General features: G+C 68.5%; 13 protein-coding genes. 2 read left to right on the plus strand and 11 right to left on the minus strand.

Translation table 11 applies throughout. The annotated features are described in order from the left end of the window. Positions 1 to 51: 51 nt before the first annotated feature. A complete protein-coding gene (locus C8K38_RS10780; protein ID WP_097211464.1) occupies positions 52 to 1,092 on the plus strand; it encodes an FUSC family protein in 1,041 nt (346 codons plus the stop codon). On the opposite strand, the gene C8K38_RS10785 is transcribed toward C8K38_RS10780, so the two are convergent. The 9 genes from C8K38_RS10785 to C8K38_RS10830 form a co-directional block, all read right to left on the minus strand. Continuing rightward, positions 1,067 to 1,783: an HNH endonuclease family protein gene (locus C8K38_RS10785; RefSeq protein WP_245220985.1), complete on the minus strand. Its 717-nt coding sequence runs from the start codon at positions 1,781 to 1,783 to the stop codon at positions 1,067 to 1,069. The two genes, C8K38_RS10780 and C8K38_RS10785, sit on opposite strands and share 26 nt — an antisense overlap. Positions 1,784 to 1,920: 137 nt before the next feature. Further along, a complete protein-coding gene (locus C8K38_RS27120; RefSeq protein ID WP_097211465.1) occupies positions 1,921 to 2,487 on the minus strand; it encodes a hypothetical protein in 567 nt (188 codons plus the stop codon). A 313-nt stretch (positions 2,488 to 2,800) separates the two neighbouring features. Further along, on the minus strand, positions 2,801 to 3,484 hold the full coding sequence (locus tag C8K38_RS10795) for a response regulator (protein WP_097211466.1): 684 nt from the start codon (positions 3,482 to 3,484) through the stop codon (positions 2,801 to 2,803). Further along, the gene (locus C8K38_RS10800; protein WP_097211467.1) at positions 3,481 to 6,033 is read right to left on the minus strand and encodes a sensor histidine kinase; all 2,553 of its coding nucleotides are present in this window, start codon (positions 6,031 to 6,033) and stop codon (positions 3,481 to 3,483) included. The genes C8K38_RS10795 and C8K38_RS10800 overlap by 4 nt, the downstream gene beginning before the upstream one ends. 10 nt (positions 6,034 to 6,043) lie before the next feature. Further along, positions 6,044 to 6,979, minus strand: coding sequence for a potassium-transporting ATPase subunit C (locus tag C8K38_RS10805; RefSeq protein WP_097211468.1), 936 nt, complete (start codon positions 6,977 to 6,979; stop codon positions 6,044 to 6,046). Between the two features lies 1 nt (position 6,980). After that, positions 6,981 to 9,128, minus strand: a complete 2,148-nt coding sequence (kdpB, locus tag C8K38_RS10810) for a potassium-transporting ATPase subunit KdpB (protein WP_097211469.1) — start codon at positions 9,126 to 9,128, stop codon at positions 6,981 to 6,983. Continuing rightward, a complete protein-coding gene (gene kdpA, locus C8K38_RS10815; protein WP_097211470.1) occupies positions 9,128 to 10,798 on the minus strand; it encodes a potassium-transporting ATPase subunit KdpA in 1,671 nt (556 codons plus the stop codon). Before kdpA ends, kdpB begins: the two co-directional genes overlap by 1 nt. Further along, positions 10,798 to 10,887 carry a K(+)-transporting ATPase subunit F gene (gene kdpF / locus C8K38_RS27610; protein ID WP_099459046.1) on the minus strand — a complete coding sequence of 30 codons (90 nt, stop codon included), beginning with the start codon at positions 10,885 to 10,887 and terminating at the stop codon, positions 10,798 to 10,800. The genes kdpA and kdpF overlap by 1 nt, the downstream gene beginning before the upstream one ends. Before the next feature lie 660 nt (positions 10,888 to 11,547). Further along, positions 11,548 to 13,092: a Na+/H+ antiporter gene (locus tag C8K38_RS10830; protein WP_097211472.1), complete on the minus strand. Its 1,545-nt coding sequence runs from the start codon at positions 13,090 to 13,092 to the stop codon at positions 11,548 to 11,550. Positions 13,093 to 13,286: 194 nt separating this feature from the next. Here C8K38_RS10830 and C8K38_RS10835 point away from each other — a divergent pair, with 194 nt between their 5' ends. Further along, a complete protein-coding gene (locus tag C8K38_RS10835; protein WP_097211473.1) occupies positions 13,287 to 14,081 on the plus strand; it encodes a TetR/AcrR family transcriptional regulator in 795 nt (264 codons plus the stop codon). On the opposite strand, the gene C8K38_RS10840 is transcribed toward C8K38_RS10835, so the two are convergent. Both C8K38_RS10840 and C8K38_RS10850 read right to left on the minus strand, forming a co-directional pair. Then, positions 14,063 to 15,046 (minus strand): endonuclease/exonuclease/phosphatase family protein, encoded by a 984-nt coding sequence (locus tag C8K38_RS10840; RefSeq protein WP_097211474.1) that lies wholly within the window; start codon positions 15,044 to 15,046, stop codon positions 14,063 to 14,065. The genes C8K38_RS10835 and C8K38_RS10840 overlap by 19 nt on opposite strands. A 78-nt stretch (positions 15,047 to 15,124) precedes the next feature. After that, positions 15,125 to 16,366, minus strand: coding sequence for a PucR family transcriptional regulator (locus tag C8K38_RS10850; RefSeq protein WP_218840962.1), 1,242 nt, complete (start codon positions 16,364 to 16,366; stop codon positions 15,125 to 15,127). Positions 16,367 to 16,424: the final 58 nt, after the last annotated feature.

Here is a 16,424-nt window from a genome sequence, read left to right on the forward strand (position 1 = left end):
TGCACCCTGAGACTGAGATCCATTCCCACGGACGACGATCGGAGTACCCCCTTGCGCGCGGCACCGGCACGTCGACTGCTCAGCGTCGTCCGCGTCGAGAACGACCACCTGCACGCCGGCCGGGTCGCGATCGGACTGATCGTTCCCGGGCTAGTACTGGTGCTCCTCGGCCGCCCCGACCTGATCATCTATGCCGTCTTCGGATCGTTCACCGGCATGTACGGCCGGTCCGAATGGCACCGCGAGCGACTCCGGCATCAGGTGCAGGCGAGTGCGGTACTGCTGACCGGCATCGGCATCGGCCTTCTGCTGTCCGGCCTCCACGCCCGACCGTGGGTCCTGGTGGTCACCGCGGTCGGGTTCAGCGCCATGGGATCACTGGTGACGGACCGGCTCGGTCTCCGACCCGCGGGCCCGTTCTTCGGGATCTTCGCGCTCGGCGCCGTCGCCGCCGTCCCTGCCGGCCACATCGCACCCTGTGCGGCACTGTCGATCTGCGCCGCGACGGCACTGCTCTGCATCGCCGTCGGCCAATCCGGTTCGATCCGAGCCCCGGCATTCCGACTCGAGACGTCCGTTCGGCGGATGAGCCAGGACGTGGACCTGCGGGCCTCCGAAGCGATGGTCCAAGCCTCGCGCTATGCGTTGGCCCTATCCCTCGCAGGCGCGGCGGGGCTACTCCTCGGGATCGGTCACCTCAACTGGGCCCTGGCGGGCGCCGCCGTTCCTTTGGCGGCCACCGACGCGCGCAGCCGCGTCTATCGCGGCATCCACCGCGTGCTGGGCACGGTCGCCGGACTCGGCGTCGCCGCCGCGCTGCTCCTACCGGACCTGCCTGCGACCGTGCTCGCCATCCTCGTGATCGCCCTGATGTTTCCGACCGAGCTGTTCATGACACGCAACTACGGCCTGGCCATCGGGTTCTTCACACCGTTGATCATGCTGATGACCGAACTGGCCGACCCGACCGAGCCGTGGGCGCTCCTCGAAGCCCGGGTGATCGCCACCCTCGTCGGAGTCGCCGCTGGCGTCGCGGTCGCGGTCGTCACCCACCGACCTCCGGTCACTAGCAGGACGAGAGCACTCGCGTGATCGCGTCCTTCTCCGCCTGGGTGACCCACAGCCGGTAGGCGGCCTTGACCTCGACCTGCTTCGAGACGTAGGTGCACCGGTACGGCTTCGCCGGCGGCAGCCACGTCGCCGCGTCGCCGTCCGACTTCTGCGCGTTCGTCGGGCCGTCGACCGCGAGCAGGTTCCGCGGATCGTTGGCGAAGTCCCGACGGGTCGGCTCGTCCAATTGCTGCGCGCCCTTCTGCCAGGCGTCGCTGAGCGCGACCACGTGGTCGATCTGGACCGCGCTGGAGGTGCCCGAACCGCGGGTGAACGCGATCGACTTGCCGGTGTACGGATCGTGCAGGGTGCCGGTGAGCACGATGCAGTTCCTGGTCCCCGGCTTGACCGTCGTGTCGACGAGGTCGCGGGCGAGGATGTCGTTGCGGGTGTCGCAGCCGTTCCTGCCGCCCGCGACGGTGACGTCGTCGGTCCAGGACGGTCCGAACTGATCGCGCGAGTATCCCGTCTTGGGTGCCCGGCCCTTGACCGGGATCGTCTCGAGCGTGGCGAGGGTGGCGGCCACCCCGTCGGCCTGGGCGCTACCGGAGTCGCCCGCGCTCCCGGTCGGCATCGCCTCCGCCGCTGGAGCAGCGCAGCCGGTCAGGGCCAGTGCTGCCACCGCGGTGGCGATCAGGAAGAGACGCGGACGGGCGGCCGAACGAAAACGCAAGGGGGAACTCCTGTTCGAGATGTGAGCGGGCCGCCCAGTATGGCGCACAAAGGGGTCGGTCCCCGCGCGACGCGCGGGGACCGACCCCTTTGTTGACCCACATCACGGACCCGGTGCGGTCCCGATGCGCATCGCGGCTAGCGATGATCCCGGACGATCGGTCCGGACTGGTCGCGATGGTCGCGGACGATCGGTCCGGATCCATCGGAAGGCCCGACGATCACGCCACCGGGCGGGTTCGGGTCGACCCCGTCCCCCCGATGATCACGAACGACGGGATCGGACACCGGGCCAACGGGTCCCGGTTCGACCGGGTCCACCACCGGACCGGGATCCACCGGCCCTGCAGGCGGCGGGACCACCGGATCGGCCACGGGTCCGCCGGGCTTCGGGCCGGCCGGGCCGCCCGGGTTCTGACCCGCCGGTCCGACCGGATCGGTACCCACGGGCCCGCTCAGACCCGGGACCGTCGCCGCGTCGACCGGTGCCACGACGGCCCCCTGTCCCACACCGCCACCCGTGGCGCGGCTCGTATCCGAGCCCGGTACGACCGCACCCCCCGGCCCGACCGGGGCGTTCACGCTCGTCGCCGTTCCCGGATCGGTGTGCGATGCGATCGACACGGCACCGACCCCGGCGAGGGCGATGGCGGCGGCCGCCGCGGCTGAGGCGATGATGGTGCGGGTCATGGTGGTCTGGCGCATGGGATGTCGCTCCGTTCGGTTCGGTATCGGGTTCGAATTCAAGAGTCGCCCGCCGCGCCGTCTTCCGAAACACACCCAAGGGTGAGCAATCCGCTCCCCCTGCTCCCCCGTCCGGGCCCGCCACAGCACCCATGCCTGGATGCCGAGCACAACGGCGCCGATCAGTCCCACGATGTCCGGCCCGGTCGCACTACCTGTCCGCGGCCAAGCAGACACTCAAGGTCCCCGAACAGCGCTACCTCGAATCCTGTGCTGCCCAACCGGCAACGCGCACGGCAGGCGACGCACAGTGACCTGATCGGGCACCCCCGGATCATGGCTCGAAGCGGTAGCCCATGCCGGGTGCGGTGATGAGGTAGCGGGGCCGCGACGGGTTGGGTTCGAGCTTGCGCCGCAGCGACGACAGGTAGATCCGCAGGTAGTGCCTGTCGGCGGTGTGGCCGGGTCCCCACACCGCGGTCAGGAGTTGCTCTCCGCCGACGAGGATTCCGGGATTGCGCAGGAGTGGTTCGAGAATTCCCCACTCGATCGGTGTGAGGTGCACCCTCTCGTCGTGGGGGCCGGTGACCACCTTGCGGGCGAGGTCCACGCGCAGGTCGCCGACCTCGACGACAGCGGGCCGGGCGTCATCGGCGGCTCGGCGCAGTACGGCGCGGACGTGGGCGAGCAACTCGTCGATGCCGAACGGTCCGGTGATGTAGTCATCGGCACCCGCGTCGAGGGCCGCTACTTCGTCGTGGCATCGGGAGTGGCCGCCCACCACGATGATCGGCATGCGGGTCCGCTCACGCAGCCTCGCGATCAACTCGCTGCCGTCGCCGCCCGAGAGGTCCAGGTCGATGTCGAGAATGACCAGGTCGGGATGCCAGGTGGTGGCCTGTACCAGGGCCTGCGAGGCATCGGGGGTGGTGCACACGTCATAGTGCCGCGTCCTGAGTATGAATCCGAGTGCCTGCAGGAGTTGCGGCTCGGTCTCAACGAGCAGGATGCGAGTCATGCGGGGTCCCTCGGGCGGTCCCTCGTCACGGTCTCCTCCGCCGGCAGGGTGATGATCATCGTGACACCGCCACCGGGCGTGTCCGTGGGCACGATGGAGCCGCCCATCGCTTCGGCGAGGCTCTCGGCCACGGCAAGCCCGAGATCGACCCGGCGATCGTTCTCGCCGTCCGGCTCGGGCGCCGGTAGGCCGAGCGGATCCCGGTCGGCGTCGACGGGGAGGTCCGGGCCGTGGTCGATGACTCGCAATTCGACGATGTCGCCGAACACGCTTGCCGCGACCAGGACGTCCTCACCCGGTGGGGTGCGGTGCAGGGCGTGCGCGATCAGGTCGACGAGCACTCGCTCGAGTAGCCCGGGGTCGGCGAGCACGGCAGGCAGTTCTTCGGCGATCTGCACCCGGATTCGATCGGCGCCCGCGCCGATGGCGTCGAAGACCCGTGGAATGGCGTCGTCGAGCGCGACCGGTTGAACCGCCGTACCCAGCCCCCCGGCTCGCGGACGACCCATCTCGACCAGCGTGGCGGAAAGATGATCGAGCCGTTTCAGCGAGACGGCCGCAGTCGCGAGGAGCTCGTCCCGGTCCGCCGCGGTCCGGTTGCCGTCGGCGTGTCGGAGGCGTTCGATGGCCGAGGTGGCGGAGGCCGACGAGGTGCGCAGGTCGTGACCGACGGCCTCGAGGAGCGCGGTGCGCATTCGATCGGCCTCGGCCAGGGGCCGGGCATGTTCCGCCTCGTCCGCGAGCCGCTGCTGGCGCAACGCCACCGCCGCCTGGGCTGCGAAGGCCTCGAGGACCTGTCGGTCGGCGGCAGGCAGCGTCCGCCCACGCAGCGCAAGGGAGAGGTCGTCGTCGACGGCAACGACCATGTCGCCGTCGTCGGGGCTGAGGCAGGGCTCACCCCCGACCGTGGCAGCCACCCGCCACCGCGCCGGTTCCTGCTGGCGGGCCGGCGTCAGTGGGGTGTCGGGTGGACGCTCGAGCAGGGTGACCGATGTCAGCGCGTAGGTTTCGCGCAGACGATCGAGAATCGCGGACAGCGCCTTCTCACCGCGCAGCACGCTGCCCGACAGGTTCGCCAGGACGGCCGCGTTGGCACTCGCCTGCGCCGCGTCGCGGGTACGGCGGGCGGCCAGGTCCACCACCGCGCTGACCGCGATCGCGATCACGACATAGGCGATCAGCGCGAGCGCATTCTGTGCCTCGGCGATGGTGAACTCGTAGATCGGCGGGGTGAAGTAATAGTTGAGCAGCGCGGAGCCGAGAAGTGCGGCGACCAGCGCCGGCCACAGCCCGCCCACCAGCGCCACCCCGACGACGCCGAGCAGGAACAGCAGGATGTCGCTCGGCAGCGACAGGTGCCCCCGCAGGTTCGCCAGCACGACCGCCAGCAACGGCATCCCGACGACGGCGAGAACGAACCCGGCCACCCGCCGCAGCCGGGTCAGCGCCGACAACCGTTGGGCACGGCCTTGTTTCGTCGCCTCGTGCGTGACCATGTGCACGTCGATGCTGCCCGACAGCGCCGTCACTTCCACCCCGACCCCGCGGGAGAATATCTGGGCGAGCCGCCCCCGTCGGGACGCGCCCAGCACCAGCTGGGTCGCGTTGACGCCGCGAGCGAACTCGAGCAGCGCATCAGGGACGTTGTCCCCCACCACATGGTGGAAGGTGCCCCCGAGACTCTCCACCAGTGCCCGCTGCCGGGCCAGGTGGGCGGGGTTGGCGCCTGCCAGACCGTCACTGGGGGTGATGTGGATCGCGAACAGGTCGGCACCCTTGGATCGATCAGCGATCCGCGCGGCCCGGCGGATGAGGGTCTCCCCCTCTGGGCCTCCGGTCAGTCCCACGACGACACGTTCACGGGCCTCCCATGTGCCGGTGATGTGGTGGTCGGCCCGGTAGCGATCGAGTTGGTCGTCGACCTTGTCTGCGAGCCAGAGCATCGCCAGTTCGCGCAGCGCGGTCAGGTTGCCGACCCGGAAGTAATTCGAGAGCGCGGCACCCACCCTCTCCGGTGGATAGACGTTGCCGTGGGCCATCCTGCGTCGCAGCGCCTCGGGGGCCATGTCCACGAGTTCGACCTGGTCGGCGCGGCGGACAACCTCATCGGGGACGGTTTCACGCTGCGGGATGCCGGTGATCTGTTCGACGACGTCGTTGAGGGACTCGAGATGCTGGATGTTGACGGTCGAGACGACGTCGATGCCGGCGTCGAGGAGATCCTCTATGTCCTGCCACCGCTTGTCGTGACTGGATCCCGGAACGTTGGTGTGGGCGAGCTCGTCGACGAGGGCCACTCGCGGTGTTCGTGCGATCACCGCCTCGGTGTCCATCTCGGTGAACGTGGCACCGCGGTAGGTCATGGCCTTGGTGGGGACGACCTCGAGATCGTCGACCATTTCCAGCGTGCGTGGGCGGCCATGGCAGGCGACATACCCGATGACGACGTCGGTACCACGGTCGCGGCGTCGGCGCCCCTCACCGAGCATGGCGTAGGTCTTCCCGACCCCGGGGGCAGCGCCGAGGTAGATACGCAATGTGCCCCGCATGCGAGCCTGCCTACCTCGGAACCGGGTACTCGGCGTCGAGTGCGAGGTTCAGCTCGAGCACGTTGACGCGCGGTTCTCCGAGGAATCCCAACCCGCGCCCGTCCCCGTGGTCGTCGATCACCGACCGGACCTGGTCGACGGAGATCCCACGGGTCCTGGCCACCCGCGCCGCCTGCAGATCCGCGTAGGCCGGTGAGATGTGCGGATCCAGTCCGCTGCCACTGGCGGTGACCGCGTCCGCCGGGACCACCGGTGTCGCCGGGGCGTCACCGCGGATCGGCACGATCTGACCGATCGAATAGTCCTCACCGAACTCGGCACATTCGACCCTGACACCGTCGTACGCCCCGATAAACGGAGTGACCGGTGTCGACTTGTCCGTCGAGCATTGCTCATTGACGCTGACCACCCGTGTGGGGTGCACGACGTTGCCGCCCTGGTCCCGTGGACCGATCACCGACAACACCGCGCCGACACCACCTGGGGTGCAGAACGGACGGGACCCGTCGACACCCTCCAGTTCACCGACCGAGCGGCTTCGTGAGCACACCAGGGTGAGCAGTCCGGCTTTGAACCCGGCGTCCTCCGGCGTCGCACCCTGTGCGATCAGGGCCGGATCCGGCAGTATGTCCCGGACGCTCTCGGGCCCGAGGTTGCTCGCGCCGGTAGCGGTCGGGTCGTAGCCGTCACCCGCGGCGGACGGGCGGGGTTGGACATATTGCGGCAGCGGGTTCCCGTCGGAATCGGTGAAGGATTGCCCGATCAGGGCGCTGCCCACAGCCTGGCCGTTGACCTGGATGATCGATCCTTCCGCGTTGTCATGCAGGCCGGGAAGGGACGCCACCACCCAGACCACGAGCGGGTAGGCGATGCCGGTGATGACGGTGAGCACGACCAGGGCGCGCAGCGCGGCCAGGTGCTGCCGGATCCACGAAGAGGTTTGCATGTCAAGACATCCCGGGGAGGAACTGAACGATCAGGTCGAGGAGCTTGATCCCAACGAACGGTGCGATGATGCCGCCGAGTCCGTAGACGTAGAGGTTGCGGCTGAGCAGTTTCGACGCGCTGCTCGGCCGGTACTTCACCCCGCGCAGCGCCAGCGGTATCAACGCGACGATCACGAGCGCGTTGAAGATCACCGCAGACAGGATCGCGGACTCCGGGCTGTGCAGGCGCATGACGTTGAGCAGATCCAGTCCGGGGAACAGTGCCACGAACATCGCGGGGACGATGGCGAAGTACTTGGCGATGTCATTGGCGATCGAGAAGGTCGTGAGCGCGCCGCGGGTGATGAGCAGTTGCTTGCCGATCTCCACGATCTCGATGAGCTTGGTCGGGTCGGAATCGAGGTCGACCATGTTGCCGGCCTCCTTCGCCGCCGAGGTGCCGGTGTTCATCGCGACCCCGACGTCGGCCTGCGCGAGCGCGGGGGCATCGTTGGTGCCGTCGCCGGTCATCGCGACGAGCTTGCCGCCCTCCTGTTCCCGCCTGATCAGCGCCAGTTTGTCCTCGGGTGTCGCCTCGGCGAGGAAGTCGTCCACGCCGGCCTCGTCCGCGATCGCCTTGGCCGTCAACGGGTTGTCGCCGGTGATCATCACGGTGCGGATCCCCATCCGGCGCATCTCGTCGAAGCGTTCCCGCATGCCCTGTTTGACGACGTCCTTGAGGTGGATGACACCGAGTACCGCGGCCCGCCCGTCGGCGACCTCGCCGACCACCAGCGGGGTGCCGCCGGAGGCGGAGATGCCGTCGACGAGCTGCCCGAGCTGCGGGGAAACCTCGCCGCCCTGCCTGCGGACCCAGTCCGCGACCGCGGTGGCGGCCCCCTTGCGGAGCATGTGGCCGTCGAGGTCGACACCCGACATGCGGGTCTGCGCGGTGAAGGCCACCCAGCTCGCCTGTGAGAGCTCCCCCGGGGTGCGTTCGCGCAGACCGTAGGCCGCCTTCGCGTACACCACGATCGAGCGCCCCTCCGGGGTCTCGTCGGCGAGGCTGGAGAGCTGCGCCGCATCTGCCAGCTGATCCTCGGAAATCCCCGCGACAGGGAGGAATCTCGATGCCTGCCGGTTACCCAGGGTGATCGTGCCGGTCTTGTCGAGCAGCAGCGTGTTCACGTCGCCTGCCGCCTCGACCGCACGCCCGGACATCGCCAGCACGTTGCGCTGCACCAGGCGGTCCATCCCGGCGATGCCGATGGCCGAGAGCAGCGCCCCGATAGTGGTCGGGATGAGACACACCAGCAACGACACCATGACGATGCCGGTTACACCGTGAACGTCCAACGCCGCCGTGTCGGGAACGCCGGGGTTGTTCGCCTTCGAATAGATCGCCAGCGGCTGCAGGGTGGCGACCGCGAACACGAAGATGATCGTCAGCGCGGCGAGCAGGATGTTGAGGGCGATCTCGTTCGGCGTCTTCTGCCGGTTCGCGCCCTCGACCAGCGCGATCATCCGGTCGATGAAGCTCTCGCCCGGTTTCTGCGTGATCTTCACGACGATCCGGTCGGAGAGCACCCGGGTGCCGCCGGTGACCGCGGACCGGTCGCCGCCCGACTCGCGGATCACCGGCGCGGATTCGCCGGTGATCGCGGACTCGTCCACGGAGGCAATGCCTTCGACGACGTCTCCATCGCCAGGGATGGTCTGGCCTGCCTCCACGACGACGTAGTCGCCTTGCTGCAGTTGCGGCGCTCCGATCTGCTCCTCAGTGCCGACGACGCCCGGCGCCCAACCGTTGATCCGGCGCGCGATCATGTCGGTCTTGGCCCTGCGGAGGGTTTCGGCCTGGGCCTTGCCGCGGCCCTCGGCGACTGCCTCGGCGAGGTTGGCGAAGATCACTGTCAGCCAGAGCCAGAACACGATCGCCCAGGCGAACCACGAGGGATCCGTGACGGCAAGCACGGTGCTCCAGATCGCGCCGACCCAGACGATGAACATCACCGGGTTGCGCCACAGGGTGCGGGGGTCGAGCTTGCGCACGGCGTCGGGCAGCGATCTGATCAGCATCTTCGGATCGAGAAGCCCGCCCGCCACGCGCCCGACCTGTGTCGGCGGCGGTGACGCCCCTCCAGGCGGTGCCATGGTCGTATCGGACATCAGTGCATTCCTTCCGCCAGCGGTCCGAGCGCAAGCGCCGGGAAGAAGGTCAGCGTCACGAGGATGACGGTGACCCCGGCGACCATGCCGACGAACTGCGGCCGGTGGGTGGGCAGTGTCCCGATCGACGCCGGGGTGGTGCCCTGCGAGGCCAGCGCACCGGCGAGGGCGAGGACGAAGATCATCGGCAGGAACCGACCGAACAGCATGGCCAGCCCCAGCGCCGTGTTGTACCAGGTGGTGTTCACGGACAGGCCGGCGAACGCGGAGCCGTTGTTGTTGGCCGCAGAGGTGAAGGCGTAGAGGACCTCGGAAAGTCCGTGCGGGCCGGTGTTCAGCATCGCGGCTCGTTGTGCGGGCAGTGCCGTCGCCACGGCGGTGCCGACCAACACGACCAAGGGTGTGATCAGGAAATATGAAGCGGCCAGCTTGATTTCGCGGGGGGTGATCTTCTTTCCCAGGTATTCGGGTGTCCGGCCGACCATCAGCCCGGCCACGAACACGGTGATCACCGCGAGCACGAGCATCCCGTACAGACCGGACCCGACGCCGCCGGGGGCGACCTCGCCGAGCTGCATGTTGAACAGCGTCATCAGGCCGCCGAGGCTGGTGTACGAATCGTGGAAGGAGTCGACCGCACCGGTCGAGGTCAAGGTGGTGGCGTCGGCGAAGGTGGCCGAGTTCGTCACGCCGAACCGCCCTTCCACCCCTTCCATCGATGCGCCGATCGCGGTCGGCACCGTGCCGTGGTGTTGCAGTTGGAAGACGCTCATCAATGTCACGCTGACCACGGCGAGTGTCGCCATGACTGCGGCGATCGCATAGCCCTGCTTCGTGCTGCCGACCATCCGTCCGAACGTGCGCGGCAGGGAGAAGCTGATCATCAGCAGAAGGAAGATCTCGACCCAGTTCGTCCACGTGGTTGGGTTCTCGAACGGATGCGAGGAGTTGGCGTTGTAGAAGCCGCCGCCGTTCGTGCCGAGTTCCTTGATCGCTTCTTGGCTGGCGACCGGGCCGCCGGTGATGGTTTGCCGCGTCCCGGCGAGAGTGTCGACGATCTGAGTGTGCAGGTGGAAGTTCTGAATCACCCCGCCGGCGATCAAGACGATCGCGGCGACGAAGGCGATCGGAAGCAGGATTCGGATCGTGCCTCGCACCAGGTCCACCCAGAAGTTGCCGAGATTGCCGGTCCGGGTGCGGGCGAAGCCGCGCACCAAGGCCATCGCCACACTCATCCCCACCGCGGCCGATACGAAGTTCTGTACGCCGAGACCTGCCATCTGCACCAGGTACCCCATGGTGGATTCACCGGAGTACGCCTGCCAGTTGGTGTTCGTCACGAAGCTGGCCGCGGTGTTCCAGGCAAGCGCCGGGGTCATCGGCGTGGCCGGATCGGACAGGTGCAGTGGCAGATGCTGTTGCAGCAGTTGGAAGCCGAACAGAAAGAGGATGCTCACCGCGGAGAACGCCAACACGCTCCGTGCGTAGGCGGGCCACGCCTGCTCTCCATCGGGGTCGGCGCCGATCATCCGGTAGATCGCCCGCTCCACGCGTGAGTGTGTGGTGCGGCTGTAGACGCGATACATGTAGTCGCCCAACGGCTTGTGCACCAGGACGAGTGCGAGCACGAGAGTGCCGGTGAACACGATCCCCGCGGTCGCGGTATTCACTAGAATCTCTCCGGGAACAGCAGGGCCGCGATCAGGAAGACGGCCAGCAGCACGACCAGAATCAGGCCGACGGCGTTGTCGACGTTCACAACCGCTCCACGGCCTTTTGGATCAACCCGAGCACGGCGAAGACCGCCACAGTCAGCACGATGAACGCGAGAACCATCATCTTTACGTTCCTTTTGCCGAACGCCTGTCGAGATTCGTGCCGGTACCGACCGCGGCTTCGAAAAGTAGGGTCGACAAATCGATCGGCCGAATCCCCAGCATCAAGGTGGGACGGTCCACCGGACCACCCGCACGTTTCTGTGTCAGTCAACACCCGTCAGCGCCGGATTCGACATTCCTTACGGATTCATAGCGCCCACGACATGGACATTGACGAGGCGTTGACACCACGACCTCTCCTGGCCGGCCGTGGCCCGGCCACTTCACGCGGTGTGCACGTATAGATCTCGCGAAGAATGTGTCGGCAGCCTTCTCGCCGAACCGCCGTGGGTCGACGCTGGTCTTGCACGGTATCGAGATATGAATAGGAAAGAAGCCTCGTCGTGGGTGATCAACTCATCACCATCCTGCTCCTGGGTTCGTTCCTCGGCGCTGCCCTGACGATCCGCCATCTCAACCATGGCGGTCCCACCCCAGCTGACGTGAACCCGGTGCCCCGGTGACCCGGCGGAATCGCCACGGGTTCTTCACCCCAGGTGCGATTCCGCACGTGGCCCATCGACCGTGTCGTGCTCGTGCCGTCAGCGGTCGCCGAGGGCTGCGTCCTCCCGGTCGAGGTCGCGTTGCAGGCTCTTGCGGGTGGTTTCACTGATCTGGTGCTCGTCATATAGGCGGCGCAGTTCGACGTTCTGGACGGCGATCACCTCGTGCCGCAGTTCGCGATATGCGGCGTCGAGGGTGCTGCCGTCGGGGCTGTCGGTGGTGTGGTCCAGCCGGGCACCGAGGCCGCGCCGCACGCGGTCGATAACAGGCTCTGGCTGGGTCTCCAGGTCGGCGAGGCGGTCGACGAAGGCAAGGGCGGCGCGATCGAGGATGTCGCGGGCCTCGACCTCCTCGCGGGCGGTGTGCTCTGGCTCCAGGGCCAGGCCGGAGCGGTTGACCACCCGAGCCAGGCTCAGCCCCTGTACGACAAGGGTGAAAACGACGACGGCTGTGGTGAGCACGAGGGCAAGGGGCCGCCCGGGCAGGAGCTCACCGCTGGTGGTTGTCAGCGGGATGGACAGGGCGGCGGCCAGGGGCATCACGCCGCGGGTGCCTGCCCAGGTCACTACGGCGGCCATACGCCACGAGGATTGACCGCCGGTGGACTTCGTGACAATGGACAACGGCACCATCCACAGCACCCGGACACCGATCAGGACGGCCGCGAGGACCAGTGCCTGCAGCGGCCACCGGCCGGTGCCACTGGGCAGGTCCCGCACGAGCGTGGGCAGTGCCAGGCCGACGAGGCTGAAGACCACACTCTCCAGCAGGAAGACCACGACCGCGTAGACAGCCTGGATCTGGAGACGGATCTGGGCGTCGCTGAAGCGATGGCTGGAGCGGCCGAGCAGGACTCCCGCGACGACCACCGAGGTGACGCCTGAGGTGTGTGCGAATTCCGCGAGCACGAACGCGGTGTAAGGGGTGACCAGGGCGATCACGGTCTCGAGGACCGGGTCCGTGGTACGCCTGTGGATCAGGGCGACCACCCCCGCGACGGCGGCGCCGATGAGGCTGCCGCCGCCCGCGAGCACCACGAACTCCCAGCCGGCCGCCGGCCAGCTCACCGCGCCCGCCGCCACCGCGATGCCGACGGCCACCTTGAACAGCACGAGCGAGGTGGCGTCGTTGAACAGGCTCTCCGCCTGCACGAGGACTTGCACGCGCCCTGGCAGGGCCAGGCGCCGACCGAGCGCGGTGACCGCCACCGGATCGGTACTCGCCAAGACCGAACCCAGTACGAACGCCATCGCCGGAGACAGGCCCGTCACCGCCACCGCGGCATAGCCCACCGCCGCCGCCGAGGCCAGGACGAGGCCGAAGGCGAGGATTGTCACCGGCCGCCACACCGTCCGCAGATCCCGCAGCGACAGTTCCTCGGCGGCCGCGTACAGCAGCGGTGGAAGCACCACCAGCGCGATGATCTGCGGCGGGATCCGCAGCGCGGGCGCCCCCGGTATCAGGGCCACCGCGAGACCGGCGAGCACCAGCAACGATGGGGCGGGGATACGCCAGCGCCGAGCGAAGGTGGCCACTGCCGTGGCCAGTACCACCAGGAACAGGACGGTTGCCACTTCGCGCATTTGCGATGCCCCTGATCACGAGAGACGGGGTCCCTGCCGCCGATCGCTGCAGTCCAGCACCCGCGCCGACCAGGCTTCCCGGCACACCAAGGTTGATTTTATCGGAGCCTTGACGGGCAAGGACATCGATCGCGCTCAACCGTGGCGCCGTATGGCTCGAGGGGTTCCATGACGGGCGGGAGGAGAATGTCCCCGTGACGTCAAAAAGGGAGGTCCCCTCCGATCCGGCCCGCACCCTCGGACTGCTGTGGGGGCTGCATGGGAAGGCCGGGCGCAAGGGCCTGACGGTCGAGGCGATCGTGGCCGCGGGCATCGAACTCGCGGACGCCGAGGGCCTGGACGGTGTCTCGATGAGGCGCGTCGCCGACCGGCTCGGTTCCGGTGCCATGTCGCTGTACACGCACGTCCCTGGCAAGGACGACCTGGTCGACCTGATGCACGACAGCGTGCTCGGCGGCCTCTACGCGGATCTCGACGAACCCGCCCAGGCACCGGGCGGCTGGCGCGGCGGCCTCGCGTTCATCGCCGCCCGCAACTGGGACCTCTACCAGCGCCACCCCTGGATGCTCCAGCTCGTCGGGATGCGTCCCGTCCTCGGCCCGAACACCGTTCGCAAATACGAGGCCGAACTGCGACCGCTGGACGGAATCGGTCTCTCCGACGTCGAGATGGACTCGGTCCTGACGCTGGTGTTGACCCATGTGGTCGGGACCGCCCGCCTACTCGTCAGCGTCGGCGCGACCGCCGAGAAATCCGGGCTGACCGACGCGCAGTGGTGGGACCTCGTCTCGCCGACCCTCGAACGACTGATGGATCCCGCCGAATTCCCGGTGTCCGGGCGGGTGGGCGAGGCGGCAGGGACCGAGTTCGAGTCCACCGGCGACCCGGTACACGCGCTCCGATTCGGGCTCGACCGCATCCTCGACGGCGTCGCGGTCCTGATCAACGAACGGACGCCGTCGGACCAGGGTCAGTCGGAACCGGAGTAGTCGTCGGGGGCGTTCAGGTCGATCTCCGCGACCACGCCGCGGTGATCCGAACCCGGCAGGTCCACCGCCTCCGCGTTCACCGCAGCCGCCCCGGAGACCAGGATGTGATCGATCCCCAGCACCGGGGGCCACCAGCGGTCAGCCGGATAGGTGCGCAGCACACCGGCACCGGACTGCTCCGCCGCGTCGTTGTACCCTTCGCCGATCAGGGCCCGGAACTGCGCGTGATCGTAGGTCGCGTTGAGATCGGCGCCCATGATCACCGGCTCGCCGCGCCCGCGGAGGCCCTGCAGGATGTCGCGCACCTGGCCCATCTCCTGGGACCACGTCGTCGTCTGCGGTCGGGGCCAGGGTGGCAGCGGGTGTGCCGCGACCACCATGAAGGGCCGCTGCTCCGGTTTGTGCACCCGCACGGAGACCATGTTCAGCACGAAACCCATGTGCTCGGTCTCCTCGCTGATCGGGTGTCGGCTCCAGATCCCGGTCCCGCCCCCGCCCCACTCCATCGGTCGCAGGTACCGGTACGGCAGCTCTGCGTCCAGACCGGCGGCACCGAGCTGCGGGATCGCGCCGTCGGTCAACTCATTGACCGTCAACACCTCGACGCCACGCGAGCGGACCTGCGCGACAAGGGCTTCCGGGTCGCCCTTCCCGAAGAGAATGTTCGCCTGCATCACCGTCAGCTCCGGGTCACCGTCGGAGGCACGGTCGCCCAGGTAGAGCGGCAGCTGCGTCCACGCCGCGGCCGCCACCACCACCGCCGCGACCACCGTCCCGACCCATTGGCGAGTACAAGCCAGCGCCGCAAGGCCGACCACGCCGCACGCCATCAGGAACGGCGCGAACGACGCGAGCACGACGAGCACGGTGACCGTCGAGTCCAGGTAGTGCGCGAGGACACCCACCGCGGCCGCCAGCACCGCCGCCCACCCGAGGGTCGTCACCGTCCATCGAACCAACCGCATCGAATCCCCCTCGTGGTCGCGGCGCCGGATCGCCGCGAGCCCTCCACTATGCCCGAGACGGTCCGCGGGGCCCTCCGCTCAGGCGAGCGCCCTGCGGGCCGCCAGCGCCGCCCCCACGTGCGGGAGGTCGGCGGGGTCCGCCGGGTTCAGCCCCGTCAGCTCCGCGACGCGCCGCATGCGGTAGTCGACGGTATTGGCGTGTACCTGGAGCGCGGACGCCGTCGCGCGGCGGTTCAGTCCGCTCGCCACATAGGCCTCGAGAGTCTGCATCAGCTCCGGCCTCGCGACCAGTGGCTCGAGCAGGCCTGCCAGTTCGGGGTGTGCGGGGCTAGGCCTGCTCAGCTGATACTCGAGCAGCACGTCGCGCAGCCGGTACAGCCCCGGTGGGCGGCCCGATCGCGAGATGAGCGCGATGATCTCGGCCGTCTGCTCCACCGCCGCGGGCACCTCGGCGGGCGCAGCAACCAGCGCCGCCGCCCGGATCTCGGTGCCCACCACCGCCTGCGCGCGATCGACCATCCGTTTCAGCGCGTCCCATTCCGGCGGGTTCCCCGGACACGGGATCAGGGCCGTCCCCCCGCTGCTGTCGATGACGGTGAGCGCGGGCTCCCCGGTGATCCGGTCCAACTCGGCCTGCAGCCTGCGCAGTTTTCGCCTGCCCGCGACCGTCCCGCTGACGCCGTCGCCGCGCTCGTCGACGTGCTCCCCGATCGACAGGCTCATCGCGAGATAGTGCGGGGCGAGTCGGAGCCCGGTTCGCTGCGCGATGGCATCCAGCGGCTCCCCGGCGACCAGCGCGGCCATCAGTGAGCGGCGGCCGGAGTTCTCCTGACTGTCCATGATCTGGCGCTCCTCGAGGTACGACGAACTCACCTCGAGGGTCAACTGGCGCAGGAAATCGAGCACCATCACCATGATCGTCTGCACGTCGCCGATGTCGCCGGGTTCCGCGTCGGCGAAGAGCTCCTCGGCCGCCATCCCGATGCCGACGTGGTAGGCGTGCAGCACGGCATCGAGTGGGACGCCCTCCTCCGCGCGTCGTGCCGAGGAGTTCCGCTGTTCGACGAACTCTGCCTTGCGCCCGGGCCGACGCTCACGGACGAGCGTCGCGAACAGTTCCATGTTGTGATGCACGATGTCCGCGATCTCGCCCTGCACCACCTCCTGCGGCAGCTCCTTGTAGATCGGCAGGTCGTCGACGAGGCGCTCGATCACCGCGGCGGTCAGGTCGGTCGCTGCGGCGTCCAGCCAGTTCGCCACCGACCGTCCGGCGATTCGCAGGGGCTCGTCATCGCGGAACCCACCATTGGCAATCGTCACAGTTCACTCCCGAAAACCCCTCAAGTACCACGCCGGGTCACCTGGTACCAAGAGATAC

Origin of the sequence: Rhodococcus sp. OK611 (genome assembly GCF_003050885.1) — a bacterium.
GTDB lineage: Bacteria > Actinomycetota > Actinomycetes > Mycobacteriales > Mycobacteriaceae > Rhodococcus_G > Rhodococcus_G oryzae.